19 protein-coding genes are annotated in these 21,275 nt (G+C 49.3%); 11 read left to right on the top strand and 8 right to left on the bottom strand.

Annotated elements, in window-relative coordinates:
* The first annotated feature begins 120 nt into the window (after window positions 1–120).
* Both KFF03_RS01225 and KFF03_RS01220 read left to right on the top strand, forming a co-directional pair.
* Window positions 121–1,449, top strand: a complete 1,329-nt coding sequence (locus KFF03_RS01225) for a peptidoglycan DD-metalloendopeptidase family protein (RefSeq protein ID WP_255858461.1) — start codon at window positions 121–123, stop codon at window positions 1,447–1,449.
* Window positions 1,446–2,573, top strand: coding sequence for an anhydro-N-acetylmuramic acid kinase (locus KFF03_RS01220; protein ID WP_255858460.1), 1,128 nt, complete (start codon window positions 1,446–1,448; stop codon window positions 2,571–2,573). Before KFF03_RS01225 ends, KFF03_RS01220 begins: the two co-directional genes overlap by 4 nt.
* 136 nt (window positions 2,574–2,709) lie before the next feature.
* Here the strand turns inward: KFF03_RS01220 and KFF03_RS01215 are convergent, their stop codons facing one another.
* From KFF03_RS01215 to argC, 5 genes are all read right to left on the bottom strand, one after another.
* The gene (locus KFF03_RS01215) at window positions 2,710–3,267 is read right to left on the bottom strand and encodes a DsrE family protein (protein WP_255858459.1); all 558 of its coding nucleotides are present in this window, start codon (window positions 3,265–3,267) and stop codon (window positions 2,710–2,712) included.
* Window positions 3,268–3,283: 16 nt separating this feature from the next.
* On the bottom strand, window positions 3,284–3,631 hold the full coding sequence (gene erpA / locus KFF03_RS01210; protein WP_255858458.1) for an iron-sulfur cluster insertion protein ErpA: 348 nt from the start codon (window positions 3,629–3,631) through the stop codon (window positions 3,284–3,286).
* Between the two features lie 68 nt (window positions 3,632–3,699).
* Window positions 3,700–4,125 (bottom strand): polymer-forming cytoskeletal protein, encoded by a 426-nt coding sequence (locus tag KFF03_RS01205; RefSeq protein ID WP_255858457.1) that lies wholly within the window; start codon window positions 4,123–4,125, stop codon window positions 3,700–3,702.
* A gap of 3 nt (window positions 4,126–4,128) precedes the next feature.
* Window positions 4,129–4,872 carry a DUF6776 family protein gene (locus KFF03_RS01200; RefSeq protein WP_255858456.1) on the bottom strand — a complete coding sequence of 248 codons (744 nt, stop codon included), beginning with the start codon at window positions 4,870–4,872 and terminating at the stop codon, window positions 4,129–4,131.
* Between the two features lie 33 nt (window positions 4,873–4,905).
* Complete coding sequence (argC, locus tag KFF03_RS01195; RefSeq protein ID WP_255858455.1) at window positions 4,906–5,952, bottom strand: N-acetyl-gamma-glutamyl-phosphate reductase; 1,047 nt, start codon at window positions 5,950–5,952, stop codon at window positions 4,906–4,908.
* A gap of 138 nt (window positions 5,953–6,090) precedes the next feature.
* Between argC and KFF03_RS01190 the strand changes: the two genes are divergently transcribed.
* The 5 genes from KFF03_RS01190 to KFF03_RS01170 all read left to right on the top strand — a co-directional run bounded on the left by KFF03_RS01190 (window position 6,091) and on the right by KFF03_RS01170 (window position 11,991).
* Entirely contained in the window at window positions 6,091–7,824 is a 1,734-nt protein-coding gene (locus KFF03_RS01190) for a chloride channel protein (RefSeq protein WP_255858454.1), read from the top strand.
* Window positions 7,824–8,246 (top strand): protoporphyrinogen oxidase HemJ, encoded by a 423-nt coding sequence (hemJ, locus tag KFF03_RS01185; RefSeq protein ID WP_255858453.1) that lies wholly within the window; start codon window positions 7,824–7,826, stop codon window positions 8,244–8,246. Before KFF03_RS01190 ends, hemJ begins: the two co-directional genes overlap by 1 nt.
* 220 nt (window positions 8,247–8,466) lie before the next feature.
* Window positions 8,467–9,768 carry a glutamate-1-semialdehyde 2,1-aminomutase gene (gene hemL / locus KFF03_RS01180; protein ID WP_255858452.1) on the top strand — a complete coding sequence of 434 codons (1,302 nt, stop codon included), beginning with the start codon at window positions 8,467–8,469 and terminating at the stop codon, window positions 9,766–9,768.
* Between the two features lie 17 nt (window positions 9,769–9,785).
* Window positions 9,786–10,421 carry a hypothetical protein gene (locus KFF03_RS01175; protein WP_255858451.1) on the top strand — a complete coding sequence of 212 codons (636 nt, stop codon included), beginning with the start codon at window positions 9,786–9,788 and terminating at the stop codon, window positions 10,419–10,421.
* A 46-nt stretch (window positions 10,422–10,467) separates the two neighbouring features.
* The gene (locus tag KFF03_RS01170; RefSeq protein WP_255858450.1) at window positions 10,468–11,991 is read left to right on the top strand and encodes a methyl-accepting chemotaxis protein; all 1,524 of its coding nucleotides are present in this window, start codon (window positions 10,468–10,470) and stop codon (window positions 11,989–11,991) included.
* Between the two features lie 25 nt (window positions 11,992–12,016).
* Here KFF03_RS01170 and KFF03_RS01165 read toward each other — a convergent pair whose 3' ends face one another.
* Window positions 12,017–12,526, bottom strand: coding sequence for a tetratricopeptide repeat protein (locus tag KFF03_RS01165; protein WP_255860810.1), 510 nt, complete (start codon window positions 12,524–12,526; stop codon window positions 12,017–12,019).
* A 131-nt stretch (window positions 12,527–12,657) separates the two neighbouring features.
* Here KFF03_RS01165 and KFF03_RS01160 point away from each other — a divergent pair, with 131 nt between their 5' ends.
* The gene (locus tag KFF03_RS01160; RefSeq protein ID WP_255858449.1) at window positions 12,658–13,479 is read left to right on the top strand and encodes a DUF2059 domain-containing protein; all 822 of its coding nucleotides are present in this window, start codon (window positions 12,658–12,660) and stop codon (window positions 13,477–13,479) included.
* Here the strand turns inward: KFF03_RS01160 and mrcB are convergent.
* Window positions 13,471–15,882: a penicillin-binding protein 1B gene (gene mrcB, locus KFF03_RS01155; RefSeq protein WP_255858448.1), complete on the bottom strand. Its 2,412-nt coding sequence runs from the start codon at window positions 15,880–15,882 to the stop codon at window positions 13,471–13,473. The two genes, KFF03_RS01160 and mrcB, sit on opposite strands and share 9 nt — an antisense overlap.
* Window positions 15,883–16,012: 130 nt before the next feature.
* On the opposite strand from mrcB, the gene glnE reads away from it, so the two are divergent.
* Entirely contained in the window at window positions 16,013–18,958 is a 2,946-nt protein-coding gene (gene glnE, locus KFF03_RS01150; protein WP_255858447.1) for a bifunctional [glutamate--ammonia ligase]-adenylyl-L-tyrosine phosphorylase/[glutamate--ammonia-ligase] adenylyltransferase, read from the top strand.
* A gap of 67 nt (window positions 18,959–19,025) precedes the next feature.
* On the opposite strand, the gene KFF03_RS01145 is transcribed toward glnE, so the two are convergent.
* Window positions 19,026–19,934 (bottom strand): LysR family transcriptional regulator, encoded by a 909-nt coding sequence (locus KFF03_RS01145; protein WP_255858446.1) that lies wholly within the window; start codon window positions 19,932–19,934, stop codon window positions 19,026–19,028.
* A 110-nt stretch (window positions 19,935–20,044) separates the two neighbouring features.
* Here KFF03_RS01145 and KFF03_RS01140 point away from each other — a divergent pair, with 110 nt between their 5' ends.
* Both KFF03_RS01140 and KFF03_RS01135 read left to right on the top strand, forming a co-directional pair.
* Entirely contained in the window at window positions 20,045–20,737 is a 693-nt protein-coding gene (locus tag KFF03_RS01140; protein WP_255858445.1) for a pirin family protein, read from the top strand.
* Window positions 20,737–21,264, top strand: a complete 528-nt coding sequence (locus KFF03_RS01135; RefSeq protein ID WP_255858444.1) for an NADPH-dependent FMN reductase — start codon at window positions 20,737–20,739, stop codon at window positions 21,262–21,264. Before KFF03_RS01140 ends, KFF03_RS01135 begins: the two co-directional genes overlap by 1 nt.
* Window positions 21,265–21,275 lie beyond the last annotated feature (11 nt).

Below are 21,275 nucleotides of genomic sequence, written 5' to 3'. Positions count from 1 at the left end.
CAAGGGCTATGGATTACAGCAAGCACATCAATAACCGCATGGTTTTGTAAGCGATAAGACATTGCCGTTTGCATTGGGTACACTTGCCCCGCGTGATTATATTGAAGGACATTCAGTTACATGGCTCTGCCCGGACGTTTGCAGTATTTCCCGATAAGCCACCTTGCCGGGGCATTGGGCTTATTTCTATTAGTGTTGTTTGTGGTTTTCTGGCCCAGCGATTCACCACAACACGATCAGGAACACTCCCAGACATCTCACCAGCAACAAACCCGAATTGTGATCGATATACCGGAGAAAAAACCGGAAGTCGCTCCTAAACCTCAGGAAGTCTGGTCCGAAGCCGAAGTACGCCCGGGTGAAAACCTGTCTCTACTATTTGACCGTTTTAAGCTGAGTGCGGTAGACGTACTGGAAATTGCTGCTGCCGCGCCGAAACAAGCGTTACGCCTGCAACCCAAACAAAAGCTGCGCTGGGTAAGCTCTGGCGACAACCGTATTCAGAAGTTTGAGATGGTGCTCTCTCCACTCGCCCGCCACAGCCTGGTGCGTGATGCCCAAGGCAAACTGCAATACGAACTGGTTGAGCGCAATGCCGACTACCGCCCACGGTTTGCCAGCGCGACGATCAACAACTCGCTGTTTTATGACGGCGGTAAAGCCGGTGTACCCGAGCAGGTATTAATTGAATTGGCCGGTATCTACGGCTGGGACATCGACTTTGCTCTGGATATTCGCCAGGGCGATACCTTCAGCCTAATTTACGAAGAGATCTATCTTGATGGTGAAAAAATTGGTAACGGCGACATTCTGATTGCCCGCTTCGAGAATCGTGGCCGCGAACTGACCGCCATCCGTTATGAAGACAACAAAGGCAACGCCAATTACTACACCCCGAAAGGCCTGAGTATGCGCAAAGAATTTTTGCGTAACCCCATCGACTTTGCCCGCATCAGCTCACGCTTTAATCTGCGTCGTAAACATCCGGTATTAAATAAGATTCGCGCCCACAAAGGCACCGACTACGCTGCGGCACGAGGCACCCCCATCAAAGCCGCTGGTGACGGCAAGGTAACCTTTGCCGGACGTAAAGGTGGTTTTGGTAATTGTGTGATTATTCAACATGGTGCTCGTTATCAGACTCTGTATGCACACCTGAGTAAATTTGGCCGTGGTGTACGTAAAGGTCGCCGGGTCAAACAAAGTCAGATTATTGGTTATGTTGGCAGCACCGGATTAGCCACCGGGCCACACCTGCATTATGAATTCCGGGTGGATGGTGTACACCGGGATTCTCTGCGAATCAAACTGCCCCAGGCACAATCTATCTCGAAAAAACAAAAAGCGGACTTCCTGAAGCAGTCGGCTAATCTGGTGGAATGGCTTGAAAGCCATGCTGAGCAGCAGGCGAAGCAGGCCTCTTTGGCAGCACGCGGAGACAGTCAGTGAGCTTGTTTATTGGCCTGATGTCGGGCACCAGTGCTGATGGCATGGATGCCGCACTGGTTGAGTGTTTACCCCATCAACCCGCCAGACTGATTCATGCCATCGGGCTTGATTATGAACCCGCTTTCTCAAACCAATTACGTGAACTGGCCATCACCGCACAAGCAAGTGTTGAGGAACTGGCATTGCTCGACAGGGCGATCGCTAAAATCAGTGTACAAGCCGTCAATCAGCTGCTGGCTGAAGCCGGCAAACAGCCCGCTGATATTTGTGCCATCGGCAGCCATGGACACACCTTGCGCCACAAAGCCTTACGCCAACAGAAGCTGGAAGAAGGTTTCAGCTGGCAGGTCGGTGACCCAAGCTGGATTGCTGAACACAGCGGCATTTGCTGCATTGCCGATTTCCGCCGGCGGGATATTGCTGCGGGTGGTCAGGGCGCACCACTGGTTCCGGCGTTTCATCAGGAATGTCTTTCAGATTCAGCATCACCACGCATGGTTCTTAATATTGGTGGCATCGCCAACCTGACCGTTCTGGGTGAGCAACTGGCTGGGTTCGATTGCGGCCCCGGTAATGCCCTGATGGATGAGTGGTGCCAGTTACAGTGGCAACAACCACAGGACTTTAACGGCGAACGTGCCGCCACCGGAGCGGTTATCCCTGCCCTGCTGGAGCAATGGCAGCAGCAAGGTGAGATTCATACTTACCTGCAGCAGCCGCCACCTAAGAGCACTGGCCGAGAGCTATTTAATCTGGACCACCTGGCCATCAATACAGGCAACCATCATGAAGGTCATTATCACCCTGAAGATGTGCTTGCTACCTTATCCCAGCTAACGGCCAATACGATTGCTGATGCCGTGCGTCGTTTTGGTCATGCTGATGGCGACATTCTGGTCTGTGGTGGTGGCGTGCATAACCCGGATTTAATGCAACGTATCCGCGCAGCTTTGCCGGGTCACACCATTGATAGCAGTGCCGTGGCAGGTATTGATCCGGACTGGATGGAAGCGATGGCATTTGCCTGGCTGGCGTATCGTACTCTGAACCAGCTACCGGGGAATGCACCTAAGGTGACGGGCGCACAGGGCTTTCGAATCTTGGGTGGGATTTATCCAGCTTAGATAACCATAGCTGGCACACGACATTTTCAGCCGCCGCCCCGAAGGCACATCCATGTGCCTGCCGGGCGGTCGCAACATCCTGTTGCTGCTTTAGAAAACGTCGTGTACCAGCTATGTCAGAAAAATCAGGAGAGGGTTAGAAGTAAGCATAACCTTCGCTATCTAAGCGAATCACTTCATCACCACCAAACGGGACGGCTTCCAGGAAAGGCGGTAAATCACCTTCATCCAGATTGTGCTCACCCATCCAGCGAGTGCAGACTTTCAAATCCACGACGTTAAACGCATCTAAGCGTGCGGCCAGATCCACCAGCTCTTTGTTGTCGCGGTAGTTGCTGCGTTTGAAGATTTCAATTTCAGAGCCATGCAACACCAGTGCAATTGGGTCTGCGGTGCTGTATTCGGCTTTGCCATTGGCAATTTGTTCGGCGCGTGACAATAAAGAACGCAGCTCATCAGCGGTGTGCAGCTGAACCAGTGCCTGAAGTTTTTGTGGCGTGGCTTTTTGTGGCGCTGCGGTTTGCAGCATCGGCACTTTGCCTTTCATCATTTCTTTTTTCTGCATCTCGGTGCCAGTATCAGTATCAGCACTAGGCTCAGCCGCAACCGCTGCCGACAGAAATAAAGAAACAGACAAAACAGGAGTAAGCAGTCGCGTCAGAGACGAACGAATAACAAAATGTTTGATGGTCATAACACGACTCCCGGCATCAGATGGAGAATGAAGAACCACAGCCGCAAGTGGATGTAGCGGAAGGGTTATCAACGGTAAACCGTGAGCCTTCCAAACCTTCTTTATAGTCAAGTACAGACCCTACCAGATATCCGTAGCTGAGAGAATCGACTAATACACGAACACCGTCGGCGTTCACGAAATAATCATCTTCTGCTTTTTCATCATCAAAGGTGAAGCCATACTGAAATCCGGAGCAACCACCACCGGTAACAAAGACCCGCAGACACAGCTCATCGTCTGCTTCTTCCAGCAGCAGCTCACGGATTTTTTCTTCCGCAGCAGAACTCAGGTCAAATGGGTTGGCTTGTTGCACGGCGCTCATGGATGCTCCAGGATTTTACGGATCTGATTGGAAATTATCGGCTTACCCGAGTATTTCAGTCAACTTTATTAGTTGCTTACATCTGCACCAGACTGTTCTTTAGCGATCTCGACCGCTTTTTTCGGCTGACTGCCTTTTACCTGATGGTTCAGCTTACCGTTCACCTGAGCACCCAGTACCATCTCCATCGCCTGATAATACACATCACCGTTCACCTGAGCCTTCTTCGCCAGCTCGATGTATTTTCCGGCGTGTACATCACCCACAACATTGCCGTTAATGATGACATTCGGCGCGTTAATCTGACCTTCGACCCGGCCTTTATCACTGATACGAACCACTGCATCGCTGCCAGCATCCGCCAGCAGATTGCCTTTGATCAGGCCATCAACGTGCAGGCCACCGGTGAACTTCACGTCACCAACAATTTCGGTTTTGGCAGAAATCAGGGTGTCATAGTGGGTGCTGGCACCCTTATCTTTACTGCTGAACATGAATTATGCCTCTCCTGTTTCGGGCCATTCGATGGATTCTTCTACGCGCTGAGCTTTATTACCGGTGGACTGTAATACCACCTGAACCTGCTCAGGATTAAATTGTGGGGGTAAGGTCAGTGTGCCTTTGACTTCCTGGAAGTAACGGAAGCGGAATTTCACCCCAAGATCAGTGATACCCTTGTCCAGATCACGCAGAGGCAGAATGACTTTTTCACTACCCTGCTGGCCAACAAAGTTCACCGCCGCCAAACCGGCGATATAACTGCTGTTGTCCGCGACCTGGGTCAGCATAATGGAATAGTTAAACTGCCCCGCTTGCTCGCCTGGGGTAATCGTAATCTTGCTGATTCTCAGGCCCTTATCGTTAGCACTCGGCGCCATAATGCCTTTATAAAACGCAACCTCTTCTTCCAATGTCGAGATATGGGCTTTCAGCTCTTTGACAGTCTGGCGAATACCCTCAGTGGCTTTGCGATCAACTTCTCCGCCTTTTTCCAGCACTCCAACACGCTGGGTTAAACGAGTAATTTCATGCTCACTCCCCAGTAGCTCTGTCTCCAACGCCTGGCGCAACGACGTCAGCTCTTTGATGCTGGCCGCACTGTTGTATATACCGGCGAAATAACCACCAGCACCAATGGCCAGTAACAGAATCAGGGTATACAGCCACTGACGAAAACGCTGCCAGGGTTTGTAATGTCGGATTACTAACTGATCCTGCTGGCTGCCTTTAACCACTGCCATTTGAGGTTCCTTTTTTACTCGTAATTGCTGAAATCAGGGAAGAAGCGCAACCTGTTTCAGGCCGGCATCTTCTTCCAGGCCAAACATGATGTTCATATTCTGAACCGCCTGGCCGGAAGCACCTTTCACCAGATTATCGATCACCGATAACACCACAATCTGGCCAGTGTCGGCATTATGATGAACCGATAAACGGCACATATTGCTGCCTTTTACGCTGCGAGTCGCTGGGTGGCTTCCCTCAGGCATCACGTCCACAAACGGCTCGTTGGCATAACGTGCTTCAAACAGCTGTTGTAATGTTTGACCTGATAAATTGTCAGTTAAGTCAGGTGCTTGCGCATACAGTGTAGAATGAATTCCGCGGATCATCGGAGTTAAATGCGGAACAAAGGTCAAATCGACTGGTTCACCGGCGGCGCGGGTTAAGCCTTGCTTAATTTCCGGCAGGTGACGATGGCCAGGCACGGCATACGCCATCATGGATTCTGACGTTTCACACAGCAGCGAACCCACTTTGGCACCACGCCCCGCGCCGCTGACACCGGATTTGCAATCGGCAATGAGGGTTTGTTTCGGCAGCAGGCCTTTTTCCAACAGCGGGATCAGGCCCAGCTGAACCGAAGTTGGGTAACAACCCGGTACCGCAATCAGTCGTGCTTGTTTAATTTGCTCACGGTTCACTTCCGGTAAGCCGTACACGGCTTCTGGCAATAAGCTCACTGCACCATGTGGCTGGTTGTACCACTTCTCCCATTCAACCGCGTCTTGCAGACGGAAATCCGCCGACAGATCGATCACTTTTGCCCCGGCATTTAATACTTCTTCTGCCAGAGCATGAGCGACACCGTGAGGCGTGGCAAAAAACACTACGTCACAGGCACCCAGTGCTTCTGCACTCGGGACAGAAAAGCGTAAATCGGTATGGCCGCGCAGATTCGGAAACATATCCGCCACCGGAACACCCTCTTCACTACGAGAGGTAATCACGCTGAGTTCAACGTTTGGGTGGTTAACCAGAATTCTGAGCAGTTCGACTCCGGTATAACCCGTGCCGCCAACAATACCAACTTTAATCACAGTGCTGCCTCTCGTGTAGTCTCTGAACCGTTATGCAATCGTAAAAAGACGCTTATAATACTGATTCTTGAATCACCTGACACCCGCCATCCTCAGGATTACGTATTGGATCAACTTTTGATGAGTAATGGATAACCCGTGACATCCCTCAAACAGCGGCTGCATCAACGTTTACAAGAACATTGGCTGACCCATGTCACCCTGTCGAACAACCAAATTGGTCTGGCGTTATTGGCCTTACTGGTTGGCCTCGCCAGTGCCGGGGTGATCACCCTGTTCCGCTTTGCCATCGAAATCCCACTGGTTGAATTTCTGCCGATGGCCAACGAAGAAGATTACGAAGCACTGGCGCCTTTTCTCCGAGTGGCTCTGCTGCTGGCTGGCGGCGCTCTGCTGATTGCAATTTTTCATCCGCTATCAAAAGAGCTACGGTCTTTGGGTGTTGGTCATGTATTGCTGCGAATGGAGCGCCACCAGGGCTATATGCCCTTACCCAACCTATTGTTGCAATGGGTAGCTGCAGCTATCGCTCTGGTCAGTGGCCATAGCGTCGGCCGGGAAGGCCCTGCTGTACATTTGGGAGCGGGTACCGCCAGCCAGATTGGGCAGCATTTTCATCTGGCACATCATCGGTTACGAATTCTCGCCGGGTGTGGTGTTGCCAGCGCAATTTCCGCCTCTTTTAACACTCCTATGGCCGGGGTGATTTTTGCGATGGAGGTTGTCTTACTGGAATACAGCATCCGTGGATTTATTCCCATCATTCTCGCCTCAGTTACCGGAGCCATTGTTAGTGAAGCGGTATTCGGTGCAGAAACTGCATTTGTAATTCCGGCGTTCGATATGAAGTCGCTGCTGGAAATCCCTTATATTCTGGCGCTGGGCCTAATGGCCGGACTTACGGCAACCGCCTTTATTTACTCGGTCAAATTGTTCCAGAAAATTAACCACCTGCCTTTGTGGATTAAATGGGGCGGATTAACCAGCACCACTGCCATTGCCAGTCTGTGGCTGCCGCAATTGCTGGGCATTGGTTATGACACGGTCAACGATGCTTTAGCCGGGAAGGTTGTGGTACTCACGTTATTTGCATTAATGGTGGGAAAACTCTTGCTAGCTGCCTGGGCAGCAGCAACCGGCTTTCCGGGAGGGCTCATTGGTCCGAGTTTATTTGTTGGTGCAGCATTAGGCGGAATACTCGGGCAATTATCAGCCTGGTGGTTGCCCGAATACCCGGTGTCGGTTGGCTTTTACGCCATGTTGGGCATGTGCGCCATGATGGGGGCCACACTCAGAGCGCCACTGGCGGCATTGGTTGCCATGTTAGAACTGACCGCCAATCACAATATTATTATGCCGGGAATGTTAGCCATTGTGATTGCCAGCCTGGTGGTCAGCGAAATCTTTAACCTGCCTTCGGTATTTCAGGTTCTGCTGAGCAAAAATCCGTTAATGCAAACACCGTCTCCGGTACAACAAATGTTGCGCAATACCTGGGTGGCTCAGGCTATGACGCGCAACATCGTGTGTGTTAATCGCCATATCAGCCATGACAGTGCCGCATTGATTCTCCAGGACAAACCAGAGTGGTTGATTATCGAGGATGAAAAAGCGCTGCTTTCTACCGCAGATCTGGCACGCGCCATGGCCGACTCACCACAGGAACTCGATTTAATTGCCATCCCGGCTGACCGCGAAGAGTTAGGGCACATTGCCCTGAAAGCGAATTTGCAGGATGCCTTAGACCTGATGCAGGGCAGTCAATTACAATGGCTGGCCGTTTATCGTGATAACAACTTTCAACATTGTGTTGGCGTGGTATCACGGGAACAGATTGAGCACTTTTATCGTTATCAGCCGGAGAATGTCTGATGTTGTGGGTGAAAGCCTTTCATATCATTGCGGTGGTGACCTGGTTTGCCGCTATTTTTTATTTACCACGTTTGTTTGTGTATCACGCCAGTGCCGATGACCAACCATCGCAAGAGCGCTTTAAAATAATGGAACGCAAACTGTATCGCGGCATTATGACGCCCTCGATGGTGGTGGTGATTGCATTAGGTGCCTGGCTGCTGAGTTTTAATCCATCGTATTATTTTTCCAGTGGCTGGATGCACGCCAAACTCACGGCGGTGGTGTTATTAGTGGCTTACCATTTTTATTGTGGCCATCTGGTGAAAGTATTCCGCGATGATGCCAACCAACGCTCTCATGTGTTTTATCGCTGGTTTAATGAAGCGCCGGTCTTTTTGCTGATCTTTATTGTCATCATGGTGGTCGTGCGACCGTTTTAACCGCTAGAGATTTCAAAGGGCAAATTTGCCCTACAGAACACCGATACTTTATTAAAGCGCTGTAAAAATTTTTAAGGAGTCGGGTGAAGATTGTTTTTCGAGAGCAGCGACAGGACGTCGCGATAGCGCGGCAGGGCCATGGATGGCCCTTCGGCGCGGCGGTAGAAAAATTATCTTTATCCGGCTCCAAACGTTATCTGAAAACAGAACCGAGAAATTTATGTCTTACTCCATCTCACAATCCGAACAACTGTTTGCCCAAGCTCAGAAACACATCCCGGGTGGAGTGAATTCTCCGGTACGTGCCTTTAAAGGTGTCGGCGGCACACCCATCTTCTTCGATCACGCCAAAGGCGCTTATGTTCACGATGCTGATGGCAACCAATACATCGACTACGTTGGCTCCTGGGGGCCAATGATTCTGGGCCATAGCGCACCGGAAATCATCGAAGCGGTACAAGCACAAATGGTCAACGGTCTGAGCTTTGGTGCACCCACCGGCATTGAAACCACCATGGCGGGCGAAGTATGCAAACTGATTCCATCCATGGACATGGTTCGTATGGTGAACTCCGGCACCGAAGCCACCATGAGTGCGATTCGTTTAGCACGTGGTTTTACCGGCCGCGATAAGCTGGTGAAATTCGAAGGCTGTTACCACGGCCACGCCGACTCTTTGTTAGTAAAAGCCGGCTCCGGCATGTTAACACTGGGCGTACCGACATCTCCGGGCGTTCCACAAGCCGTCGCGGAAAACACCGTAACCCTGAACTACAACGACCTGGATTCCGTTAAAGAGTGCTTCGCTCAAATCGGCGATCAGGTGGCTTGTGTCATCATCGAGCCGGTAGCGGGCAACATGAACTGCATTCCACCGAGCAAATCCTTCCTGCAAGGTCTGCGCGAACTGTGTGATGTGCACGGTATTGTGCTGATTTTTGATGAAGTGATGAGCGGCTTCCGTGTGTCTCTGGGTGGCGCACAACAATGGTATGGCATCACGCCAGATATGACCTGCTTGGGTAAAGTCATTGGTGGTGGCCTGCCGGTCGGTGCCTTTGGTGGTAAGCGTGAAATCATGGAATACCTGGCGCCACTTGGTCCGGTATATCAGGCGGGTACCCTGTCTGGTAACCCACTCGCCATGGCCGCTGGTTTAGCGATGTTAAAAGCCATTCAGAAGCCAGGCTTCTACGAGCAGCTGGAAGCACGCGTTAAACAAATGCTGGAAGGCTTCAAAGCAGCAGCGGATAAACACGGCATTCCGTTCACCACTAATTCAGCCGGTTCGATGTTTGGTTTGTTCTTCACCGAGCTGAACGAAGTGACCTGTTTTAAAGACGTGGCTGAACAGTGTGACGGTGAACGCTTCAACCAATTCTTCCACGGCATGCTGGAGCAAGGTGTGTATCTGGCACCAAGCTCTTTCGAAGCGGGCTTTATGTCGATTGCTCACAGCGAACAAGACATCGAAGCCACCATCGCTGCGGCAGAAAAAGTGATGGCTAACCTGAAAGGCTAACGGAGCAAATTAACGTCGTGAGCATCCATCCTTTTGTGTTACTGATTACGGCAGCGGTTTTGTTATGGCAAAACCGTTTGCAATCGGTCGATCAAGATCCCTTGCCCGATAGTGGTATTGGTAGCCGCGGCAGCGGTAATCGCGCTGCTCCGTTTGCCAGTAGCCTGATCTTTCTGATCGCGGCTGTTTTGGCTTTGCTGGGCAATGCCTTACCGGAACTGGCTTCGGATAAAGACTTTGATCAGTTTTCCGGCCTTTTTGAACAACTGGCTCTGTTTGCGGCATTACCGCTGATGGTGATCAATGGCCTGGTCAGAGCACTCGGCTTTGACTGGGACAAAACCATATGGGGACGCATTTTATTAGCCATTTGTGCGGTGTTCGCCCTGACCCGCACCAGCGAATGGCTCGATTATTGGCTGATGCTGGTATTGGCCGCTGGCGTTGTCACCTTCATGCTCCCCATTATACGCTTTAAAACCTGGGCATTTGTTGCTCCATTGGTTTTCTGGCTGATGTTAATTGCCGGTTATACCGGGCTGGAGCTGCGTAATCTGAGTATTTCAGAGCAGCACTGGAGCTGGCTGGGGCTAACTTTGGTTCCCTATCTGATCTGTAGCAACCGTTGGCTGTCTCTTTCTCACTCGGCATAGCAAACCACCAATCCTGATCTACACTTTAGGCATCGACCACATAAGCATGTGGTTACTTTTGCCCAACGATCAGGATTTTATTGTGAACCCGATTTATCAGACCTTTTATCGTCAGGCCGATAACTTCTTCACTGCAGTTACCTCCGCCTTATTCGTTGTATCCCTGCTGTTAGCCAGTTGGTATAACACCTGGACCGAAGCCTTTTTAATTGGATTACCCGCTCTGCTGGTGCCTATCGCCATTAGTAAAGCAGCGCCTTGCAGCCGTTGGTCACGTGTTGCATTTGCCGTCTCATTGATGATCTTTTCAGCACTTCAGATTCATCAGGCGCACGGACTGCTGGAAATGCATTTCAGTATTTTTGTCTTGCTCGCCATTCTGTTGTACTACCGCGATTCATTACCAATTCTTGCTGCCGCCGGAACGATTGCCGTCCACCATTTGTTGTTCAATTATTTACAGGAGAGTGGTGCCAACGTTTGGGTGTTTGAATCCCGCACGGGTATCAACATCGTGCTGCTGCATGCGGTTTTTGTTGTAGTTGAATCCGGTGTATTGATTTACCTGGCCCGTAAGAGCTGGCATGAATTTGAGCAAAATGCTGAGCTGGCAGAAATTGGTGCGCACATCAGCAAACAAGGCGAAGTGGATCTCACCTTCCAGATTGCAAATCCGAAAGGACCATTCACTGTTGCGACGAACAATTTCTTTTTATTAATGAATGACCTGGTCAGTCAGGCCAATCAATTGTCGATGAAAATTAATGACGTTGGCGAAAACTTTTCACGTACCACTCAGGAAATGAGTCAAGGTGCCAACACTCAACATAACGAAACCGACCTGATTGCAACGGCCACCACACAAATGACCGCGTCGATGGGAGAAATTAACAACCACTCCCGTCAGGCTGCAGAAGCGGCTCAAAGTGCCAATAGCGTTTCTCAGGAAAGTGAGCAAAGCATTACCGCCGCACGCAATACAATCGGCGACCTGGCGAGCAATATTGACCGTGCCAACGAGGTGATTCAGAACCTCGACAGCGAAAGTAATAATATTGGTTCGGTATTGTCGGTGATTCAGGGCATTGCAGAACAAACCAACCTGCTGGCGTTAAATGCAGCGATTGAAGCGGCGCGCGCTGGTGAACAAGGCCGTGGTTTTGCTGTGGTAGCGGATGAAGTGCGCACCCTGGCCTCTCGTACTCATGAAAGTACCGAAGAAATTCAGGGTATGATTGAGCGCCTGCAAAAAGGTTCGGGTGAAGCTGTGACCGCCATGGAAACCAGTAAAACCGGCGTTCATTCCAGTGTTGAGCAAATCACATTGACCAGTGACCGTCTGGGCACCATGAAACAAGCCGTTGCTGAGATTTATGAAATGAACCAGCAGATTGCTCATGCGCTGGAAGAACAAAACTCAGCAATTTCAGAAGTGAATGGCAACCTGAACACCATTCGCGATATCAGCGAAACCACCACCGAACAAGCCACTAACGCCAATACCAATGCCGGTCAGTTAGTTGCTATGGCCAGTGATTTACGTGGATTGCTGACCCAGTTTAAGGTTTAACCGAAGTCAGCAAGAAAGTCGTTTTTCAGCGAGTCGCACGCTCCCGTGCGGCTTTTGCTTCACTTCCCCTTCCCTGACGACTTAACGCATCCGCTAACAACCAATCCAGACGTCGGGTTAATTCCGCATTTTTACTGAATACTTTCGCACGCAACAGCAACTGCTCAGCCTGAGCGGGCTTACCTAATTTCAGATTGACCCAGGCCTGGCGATACAACACGGCCGGATTTCGCGGTTCTATTTGGCGAGCCTGATCCAGATACTTTAACGCGTTATGCCATTGATGTTTTTGTCGCGCCTGTTCAGCTTGCGAGAACAAGGCAGCAATAGCCGGATGATGGTGACCATCCGTTAACGATGACAATTCCAGCTCACGAGCCGGGTAACCGGTGCCGCCTCCGTTTTGTTGTTTCAGCTCGGGCAAAGAAGCTGAGCTCACTTCATATTCCGGCTCTACTTGTTTCATTGGCGCCGAACAGGCACTGAGAAAAGCCGCCAGCACGACAGTGGTGAAGATACCCGCTTGTTTACACATTTCAGACACAAATAAGACCCTGAATAACCTTGTTATTTAAGTGGTTAAAACATGACATGGCGCAAGCCCTAACCCACAGCAGGGAGCAATGATGAAGTCTTCTGACAAAAAATAAAGTAAAGGATGACTCAATGACTTCATTTTTCACCATATACCGAAGCGTCTGTATCGGCTTATTGTCCCTGCTGCTCACCGTTCAGGTGAGTGCCGACACACAACAAACGGCCAGCCAACTGGTTTCTGCCTCCGGTTTTATCAGCCTGAGTAAACAACTGCCGCAGCATTTTAATCGTGGCATTCAAGATGCGGTCGACTATCAAAAAGCACCAGAGTCTCAACAACAGCAGTTATTAGCACAGGCGCAACAAGCGATAACAACGGCCAATATTCACCATCACGTCGAGCAGACGGTGACCCAGTCATTATCAGCATCCGATATCACAGCTCTGATGCAGTGGTACAACTCGCCAACAGGTCAAAAGATCAGCGCTGCACAGTCATACGCGGCCAGCGAAGCCGGATTTGAAGCCATGATGTTGCATGTTAATACGCTGTTATCCGAGGAAGCGTTGCTGCAGCTGGCAGCTTTGATGGATCAACAACTTGGCTTTGTCGAGTTTATTGTTGATTTGCAGGAGTATCAGGCATTTGCCGAATATTCCAGCCAACAGGCACTGAAACATCAGTCCGTTGATCTGAGCTATTTTGGCAACCAAATGAAACAACAGCGTGATCCAATGCGGTTTAATGCCGAGCAACTGGCGGTTATCTCACTGGCGTATGCGTTTCGTGACATCAGTCGGGAAGAAATTCGGGCGTATGAACACTTTCTGCAACAACCGCTGACTCAGCTGTTCTTAAAAGCCGCCATGCGTGGATTAGAAAAAGGCATGCAGGAAACCCAGCAACATTGGCTGGGTTCCATCACACGTTTGCAAATGGCGTCAGAATAACCAATCTAACCAGCCTGACTTCTTCTTTTCGGGCTGGGCTTTTTCCGGGCGATAACAGCCCTGACGATCAACCTGTACGGCAGATTCCACAAATGGGTACAGCGTACCTGAGCAGCCTTGCTGCAGTTGATTGCCCAACTTATCCACCGGCAGCCATTGGAAATTATCGGATTCCGGTAAACCCTGTACACCGATACGCTTAAAGGTATTCAGCCAAATTGGTAACGCCGCACTGCTGCCGGCAAATGGCATTGGCTTATTATCATCGCGGCCAACCCAAACAACGCCCAGGTATCGATTATCAAAACCGGCTAACCAGGCGTCACGCTGATCATCACTGGTACCGGTTTTCGCGGCCAGGGTCTGATTGGTTTCACGACCCAGTCGTTTGGCCGTGCCTTCGCTGGCCACCTTTTCCAAACCATAACGCAGCCATTCGATTTGTTGATTGTCGAAACGCTGTTCCCCTTCGATGGCATACGATGACAAGGTGCTGCCATCAGCTGTGGTCACCGCTTCAATGGTACGCAACGGTGTATAAAAACCCTGACTGGCAATGGTTTGATACATATGGGTGACTTGCAGCGGAGAGGCATCAATGGCGCCCAATAAAATCGACGGATACGGTGGAATATCGGCTTTCAGCCCCAGCTGACGGAAGGTATTCACCACCGCTTCCAAGCCAACATTCATGCCCAGACGTGCCGTCGCCTGGTTATAAGAATTGGCCAAAGCCGTCACCATCGGTACTTTGCCATGGCTTTTCAGATCGTAGTTTTTGGGCTGCCAAACCTGTCCGCCCGGGCCTGAAATATTCACCGCGGCATCACTCACGGAACTGCCCCAGTGATAACGGCCACTGTTCAGAGCCGCTAAATAGACCGCTGGTTTTGCCAACGAACCAATCGAGCGTTGCATTGATGCCGCACGGTTATAGCCAAAAAATTCGGTACGGCGTGAACCCAATAAGGCACGAACTTCACCGCCATCCACCGAGGTAATCACCGCCGCTGTTTCGAGCTGATCTTTTTGTTTTGGCTGCCAGCGTTCCAGTGTTGCTAAATGCTGCAGTGCGGCTTTTTCCACCGATGCCTGGACCCACGGATCCAACGTGGTAAAAATCCGCAGGCCATCGTTTTGCAAATCTTCCAGACGATAATCACGTTGCAATTGTCGTTTCGCTAACTCCAGAAAGGCCGGATATTCACGCTGGCCCGCTCGTCGTGTATTGGCGGTTTTTAACGGCTGCCCCTGGGCAAGGATGCGTTGTTTGTCAGAAATAATGCCGTTTTCAGCCATCAAACCAATCACCAGATCACGGCGGTTTCGTGCCCGGTCGGGGTTACGCTTGGGGTTGTAATACGAAGCCCCTTTTACCATACCCACCAACATAGCCGATTCAGAAAGCGATAACTCACGAATGGATTTACCAAAATAAAAACGCGCCGCCAGACCAAAACCATGAATGGCACGACGCCCGGCCTGCCCCAGATACACTTCGTTAAGGTACGACTGAAGAATTTCTTCTTTCGAATAATGCAGCTCTAACAGCAATGCCATCAGAGCTTCCTGAATTTTCCGCGATAACGTACGTTCGCTGGTTAAAAAGAAGTTTTTAATCAGCTGCTGTGTCAGGGTTGAGCCCCCCTGAACCAACTGCCCGGCCTGCAGATTCGCCATCATGGCCCGGGCAATACCACGTAACGAAATGCCCCAATGATCAAAAAACGCTTTATCTTCTGTGACCACCAAAGCCGCAATTAACTCAGGTGGAACCTCATCCAGCGTAATTAACTCACGATCTTCATTATGTGCAGGGAAAATACCCCCGATATATTGCGGTTCCAGCCGCAACAATGGCACCGTTTCTCCGGCCATGGTGGTAATGGTTTTGACGCGCTGATTGTCAATTTCAACCTGCACATGTCTTGAAATTTCGGAACCGTCCCAGAACGGGAAAGCCCGACGATGAATAATCCAGTCATCGCCGCGCTGTGCATAAGTACCCGGCACATCGGCCTGACGCGAAGACTTGTAATCGGCCCATTGCAGTTCAGCCAATAACTGCCCGGGGTTTAACTCAGCACCGGGATACAAAATCAAAGGGCGGGCATACACCTTAGCCGGTAAATTCCATTTTTTACCATCAAACTGAGCGCGTACCTGAGCATCCAGATACACCATATAAGCGGCCAGACCAACGATACCAATCAGCATGAAACGCCAGAACCAACGCTTGTAAGGGAAAGGTTGTTTGGCGAATTTCTGTTGTGCGGCTTTTGGACTGCTCTTTCTTGGCTTAGCAGGGGCCGCTTTCGCAGAGCTGGGTTTAGTCGGTTTGGGTTTAGCAGAGCTGTTTTTTGTCGAAGACGCTGTTTTTTTCTGCCCGGGACTCTTGGCCATAAGAAATAATTACATTGGTGTCAGTTATCAAAAAACAGATCATAGCATCAGACTGATATACATCTATGAAAATGCGCGGCAACCCGCTTAAATTAGAAGGAACTGATTTTTCTGATGACGATGGATAATTATGCTGCCCCACGCTCTTACCGAACTCTGGCAAAACCAACAAACCCAGCTGACTGATATTGGTGAGCGTTTTGGCCTGGATTGGCCAGCTCTGTGGGATGGGCTCTCCGAAGCGCAACAGCGTCACACTCAAAAGGTACTGACTCTCAGCTCCTTTGTGGTGGATTCACTCCCAAAAGACGCGACCTTTTTCGCCAACGCCATCAGTAATGATGATATTTGCCAACCATTGTCGCGTGCACAAATCAGCGCCTGGTTAGACGAGCTGGCTACCGAAGCTAACGGCGAGGACACGCCCAACTCCAAAAAAGAAGAGTTATGGCATACCGCTCTGCGCAAACTGCGTCGCCGTGCCATGGTACATATCATTTGGCGTGACCAGCTGCGCCTGGCTTCCACAATGGAAACTACCCGGGCGTTGTCCGACCTGGCCGATGAGTGTGTGAGTCGTTCCATTGCTTTTATTGGCGAGTTATTGCAACAGCGCCATGGAGCTCCAATGGGTAAGGCCAGCAAACAGGAGCAGCCACTGCTAGTGCTGGGCATGGGTAAACTTGGCGCGTATGAGTTAAACCTGAGTTCCGATATCGATCTGATTTTCACCTATCCGGAAGGCGGCGATACCCAGGGCCCGAAGGTAATCACCAATCAGGAATACTTTATTAAGCTAGGTCAGAAATTGATTCTGGCGTTGGACAAAACCACCATTGATGGGTTTGTCTTCCGCACCGATATGCGCCTGCGTCCGTATGGCCAGAGTGGCCCGTTGGTAATGAATTTTGCCTCGATGGAAGAATATTATCAGGACCAGGGCCGTGACTGGGAGCGTTACGCCATGGTGAAAGCCCGGGTAATGACCGGCGAAAATAACGATCATGCCCAAGAGCTGTTAAAAATTCTGCGACCGTTTACCTATCGTGCGTATATCGACTTCAGCGCATTCGAATCTCTCCGCTCAATGAAAGCCATGATTAATGCCGAAGTGCGTCGCCGTGGTTTGGAAATGAACGTCAAATTGGGCCCGGGTGGTATTCGTGAAGTTGAGTTTATTGTTCAGGCCTTCCAATTAATTCGTGGCGGCCAGGATGAACAATTACAAACCCGCGAGCTATTAAAAATTCTCGATATTCTTTCAGGAGATGGCTATTTACCCGCCAGCGCCTGTGATGAATTAAAACAAGCGTATTTATTTTTACGCGACAGCGAACATGCCATTCAGGCATTAAATGATGAACAAACCCAACAACTGCCAGAGGATGATATTAATCAGCTACGGGTTGCCTGTTCATTAGGGTTCGATCATTGGGATGATTACGTTGTTGCATTAAATCAACATCGCGACAAAGTGAAATTTCACTTTGCCCAAATTGTTGCTGCCGAAGAAGACGATGAGGCCGCCCAACAAGAAGAGCACAGCTGGTTGGATTTATGGCACGACGAATTGCACGGTACGGCTGAAGAAGAATTTTTACAACAACACCCGTGTGTGAATTCTGACGCGGTACGTCAACGTTTAACCAAATTCCGTGACTCTAAAGCCGTGGCCATGATGCAACAGATTGGTCGCGAACGCCTTGATGCGTTAATGCCGCTGTTATTAAAAGAATTATGGAGTCATAAAAATCCGGTCGATACATTAGAACGAGTAATCCCACTGTTAGAAGCGGTGTTACGTCGTACTGCTTATTTGGTGTTATTAAAAGAAAATCCACAGGCGTTATGCCAGCTGATTAAACTCTGCGGCGCTTCCGTTTGGGTGGCAGAGTACATCACTAAAACACCTCTGTTATTGGATGAGTTATTAAATCCGGCGAGCCTGTATCGTCTTCCGGAGAAAAAAGAACTCGCTGAAGAATTAGACCTGCGTTTATTGCGTATTGACGAAGATGACCTTGAACAACAAATGGAGCAACTGCGCCAGTTTGTTCGTGCGCATAAATTACGTGCCGCTGCTTGTGAAGTGATGGACGCATTACCGCTGATGAAAGTCAGCGACTATCTCACTTATTTGGCCGAAGTGGTGTTGAATAAAGTGATGTGGTTGTCATGGCAACAAATGGTGGCGAAATACGGCTACCCAACCAATGCCGATAAAGAAGCCGTCACCGAACCGGAATTTGCCGTGATTGGTTATGGCAAAGTGGGCGGTTTAGAGCTGAGCTACAGCTCCGATCTGGATCTGGTTTTCCTTCATAACTCGACACCGAATCGTTATACCAATGGTGATCGTAGCCAGGATAATGGCGTGTTTTATACCCGCATGGGCCAGCGCATGATTCATATTATGACGACACAAACCCGCTCAGGTGATTTGTATGAAGTCGATATGCGCCTGCGTCCATCCGGCAACTCTGGCATGATTGTGGCTTCAATGAAAGCGTTTGATGAATATCAGCAAAACCATGCCTGGACCTGGGAACACCAGGCGCTGGTGCGTGCCCGAGCATTATGTGGCCATGATAATACCATTGGGGAATATCAGAGCATCCGGGAAAAAATTCTGACCCAGCCGCGTGAAGACGACACCCTGAAAAAAGACGTGCGGGAGATGCGCCAGAAAATGAGAGATCATCTGGGTGTTGAGAAAAAGGGTGAAGAAAAAGATGGTAAAAACACAGAAAAATATCACCTGAAACAAGATAAGGGTGGCATTGTCGATATCGAGTTTATTGTGCAGTACGGTGTACTGGCTAACTGCAAAGCACATACGTCGCTGCTTACCTACACCGATAATATGCGCATTCTCGATGGCTTTTCAGAAAGCGGTTTAATGGATAAACAAGATGCGGAGAAACTGCAGCAGATTTATCTGAATTATCGTGCCGAGTCTCACCGCCGGGCGTTACAGAAAGAAAAACTGGTGCTGGATTTGGTAGCTCAACAACAGTTGAATATTGCTGAGCAGAAGGCGGAAGTGATTCGTTTATGGGATCAGTGGCTGGCGTAATCGAGCATTACATTTCGTATAGAATTTCGGCAGGCATTCACTATGCCGAAATTCTATTTTCTTCAAACTAAACTATTTTTGACAAAACAGGGTCGGTTTTAATTGTTTTTTGCATGAATTCAATAAAACACCTGGCTTTTAACGGCACGTAACGATTATTAGGAAAGACTGCACTGATAGGATAACGCTTATAATAATCTTTCAAAATATGAGTTAACTCCCCTCTTTCAATTTCAGCATCAACCATCCACCTTGGCATCAAGGCAATACCTGCATTCGCCTGCAACATTTCCATTAAGCCTAGGCCATTGTCACATTGGAAGTTGCCGGTTACACCCACTTCGGTTTTTTTAGACGGATCACTGAACACCCAAACCGTTCCTTTCTTCGGTGACAGGCTATATATCAGGCAATTATGATTCTCTAAGTCTTCGAGCTTAGTCGGAGTAGAATTTTTTTCAAGGTATTCCGGAGAGGCAACAATAATCAGCTCGTCATAACCCAGATTTTTTGCAATCATAGATGAATCCTGTAAATCACCTAATCGAATTGCAACATCAATTCCCTCTTTAACCAGATCAACTGAATTTTCATCAAACTTAAAATCTAACGAAATTTCAGGATAAGTTGCTAAAAATTCAGAAATAACGGGCGCAATATACATGCCCCCGAACATAGTTGGTACCGTTACTCGCAAGTGACCTTTTGGAGTTGCTGTTAAGGAACGCGCTTCTGCTTCAGCCTCATCAATTTCCATAACGATATTAGAAACACGCTCATAATAAGTTTTGCCCGTTTCCGTCAACGTATGTGTTCGATTCCCTCGAACCAACAAGCGTGTCCCCAGTTTGTCTTCAAGCCCGGCAATACGTTTGCTGATGGTTGCCTGATTGGTGTTTTGCTCTTTTGCAACCGCGCTAAAACTGCCTGTTTCTACTACTCGGATAAACGAGCGCATTGCAACAACTGAATCCATACCTATTCCTCTGAGGCATACCTTGTATGCGATTTAACTTCTATTTTTCATATCTAAGCATTACCTATACTCCTATTCAACTTATAACAAGCGACAATTGGGAGATCGAAATGAGTGCTGACAAATTACGTATTATTGATAAAGCATCCATACCTGAAGGCGGTTTTGCCGGCATCGTTGAAACACGCATGGTGATGAACCCTGAGCTATGGCCACAGGCAAAAGCCAATACAGAAATCAGCCATGGTTTTGGTGATTATATTTATACCGCTTATGGCTACTTTAAGCCTAATGATGGCGCACCAGTTCATCCACACAACGATGTTGATATTGTTAGTTTCATCACTTCCGGAAGCGTTGGCCATAAAGGCTCCTTAGGAGATGGAACAGTTATCAATGGGCCAGGCGTTCAGGTACAGCGTGCAGGCACCGGCATGGAACATTCCGAGTTCAGCGTAACCGATGAAAAGGCCGGTATTGTTCAGATCTGGTTCCTGCCCCCCAAAACAGGGTTAACACCCGCTTATCAAAATTACAGCCTGACAGAAGGTGAGATGACGACTGTTCTCGGTGGTGATGAGAGCAACGGCGCTTTTGATAACAATATGACCTGCAAAATTGGTTACCTGCCAGACGGCAAAGCCATCAATCTTGATGAGCAATTTGTTGCCATTATTACCCGAGGTACCGGTTTCGCCAACGGCCAGGAAGTTCATGAAGGGCAGTTAATTGAAGGGCATCAGTTAAACCTGACCGCCACTCATCAACTGGGCCTGGTTCTTATCACACAAGGAAAAAAATAATGAAGATACTTGCTTTTGGAGCTTCTAACAGCTCGACCTCAATCAATAAAGCACTGGCCGGTTATGCTGCCTCTCTGGTTGATGGCGCTAACGTTGAAGTATTGGATCTGAATGATTTTGAACTGCCAATGTTCAGTGAAGACCGCGAAAAAGAAATTGGCCAGCCCAAACTGGCCCAGAATTTTCTGGCCAAAATTCAATGTGCCGATGCCATTGTCGTATCGTTTGCAGAACATAATGGCACTTACAGTGTTGCCTTTAAAAATATATTCGACTGGGCCAGCCGTATTACACGTGACGTATACCAGAGCAAGCCTGTTGTATTTTTAGCAACCTCCCCAGGCCCTGGCGGCGCACAGAATGTACTGAAAGTCGCAACGGAATCAGCCCGTTTCTTTGCCGCCGACGTCAAAGGCAGCCTTTCTATTCCAAGCTTTTATGACAACTTTGATATGGAAAGCCAGCAACTTTCTGATCAGGGTTTGCAACAAGCACTGCAAAACACCGTAAACACCCTCACCAATTAACTCTGGAGTAA

Origin of the sequence: Bacterioplanoides sp. SCSIO 12839, from assembly GCF_024397975.1 — a bacterium.
In the GTDB taxonomy this organism is placed as follows: Bacteria; Pseudomonadota; Gammaproteobacteria; order Pseudomonadales; family Oceanobacteraceae; genus Bacterioplanoides.
This window is presented reverse-complemented; position numbering and strand designations above follow the sequence as displayed.

Coding starts and splice junctions, on each gene's coding strand:
- mrcB (WP_255858448.1), bottom strand. CDS start 15,882: ATGGCCAAGAGTCCCGGGCAGAAAAAAACAGCGTCTTCGACAAAAAAC.
- glnE (WP_255858447.1), top strand. CDS start 16,013: ATGCTGCCCCACGCTCTTACCGAACTCTGGCAAAACCAACAAACCCAG.
- KFF03_RS01205 (WP_255858457.1), bottom strand. CDS start 4,125: ATGTTCAGCAGTAAAGATAAGGGTGCCAGCACCCACTATGACACCCTG.
- KFF03_RS01170 (WP_255858450.1), top strand. CDS start 10,468: ATGTGGTTACTTTTGCCCAACGATCAGGATTTTATTGTGAACCCGATT.
- erpA (WP_255858458.1), bottom strand. CDS start 3,631: ATGAGCGCCGTGCAACAAGCCAACCCATTTGACCTGAGTTCTGCTGCG.
- KFF03_RS01145 (WP_255858446.1), bottom strand. CDS start 19,934: ATGGATTCAGTTGTTGCAATGCGCTCGTTTATCCGAGTAGTAGAAACA.
- KFF03_RS01225 (WP_255858461.1), top strand. CDS start 121: ATGGCTCTGCCCGGACGTTTGCAGTATTTCCCGATAAGCCACCTTGCC.
- KFF03_RS01165 (WP_255860810.1), bottom strand. CDS start 12,526: ATGTGTAAACAAGCGGGTATCTTCACCACTGTCGTGCTGGCGGCTTTT.
- KFF03_RS01215 (WP_255858459.1), bottom strand. CDS start 3,267: ATGACCATCAAACATTTTGTTATTCGTTCGTCTCTGACGCGACTGCTT.
- KFF03_RS01200 (WP_255858456.1), bottom strand. CDS start 4,872: ATGGCAGTGGTTAAAGGCAGCCAGCAGGATCAGTTAGTAATCCGACAT.
- hemJ (WP_255858453.1), top strand. CDS start 7,824: ATGTTGTGGGTGAAAGCCTTTCATATCATTGCGGTGGTGACCTGGTTT.
- KFF03_RS01160 (WP_255858449.1), top strand. CDS start 12,658: ATGACTTCATTTTTCACCATATACCGAAGCGTCTGTATCGGCTTATTG.
- KFF03_RS01135 (WP_255858444.1), top strand. CDS start 20,737: ATGAAGATACTTGCTTTTGGAGCTTCTAACAGCTCGACCTCAATCAAT.
- hemL (WP_255858452.1), top strand. CDS start 8,467: ATGTCTTACTCCATCTCACAATCCGAACAACTGTTTGCCCAAGCTCAG.
- KFF03_RS01140 (WP_255858445.1), top strand. CDS start 20,045: ATGAGTGCTGACAAATTACGTATTATTGATAAAGCATCCATACCTGAA.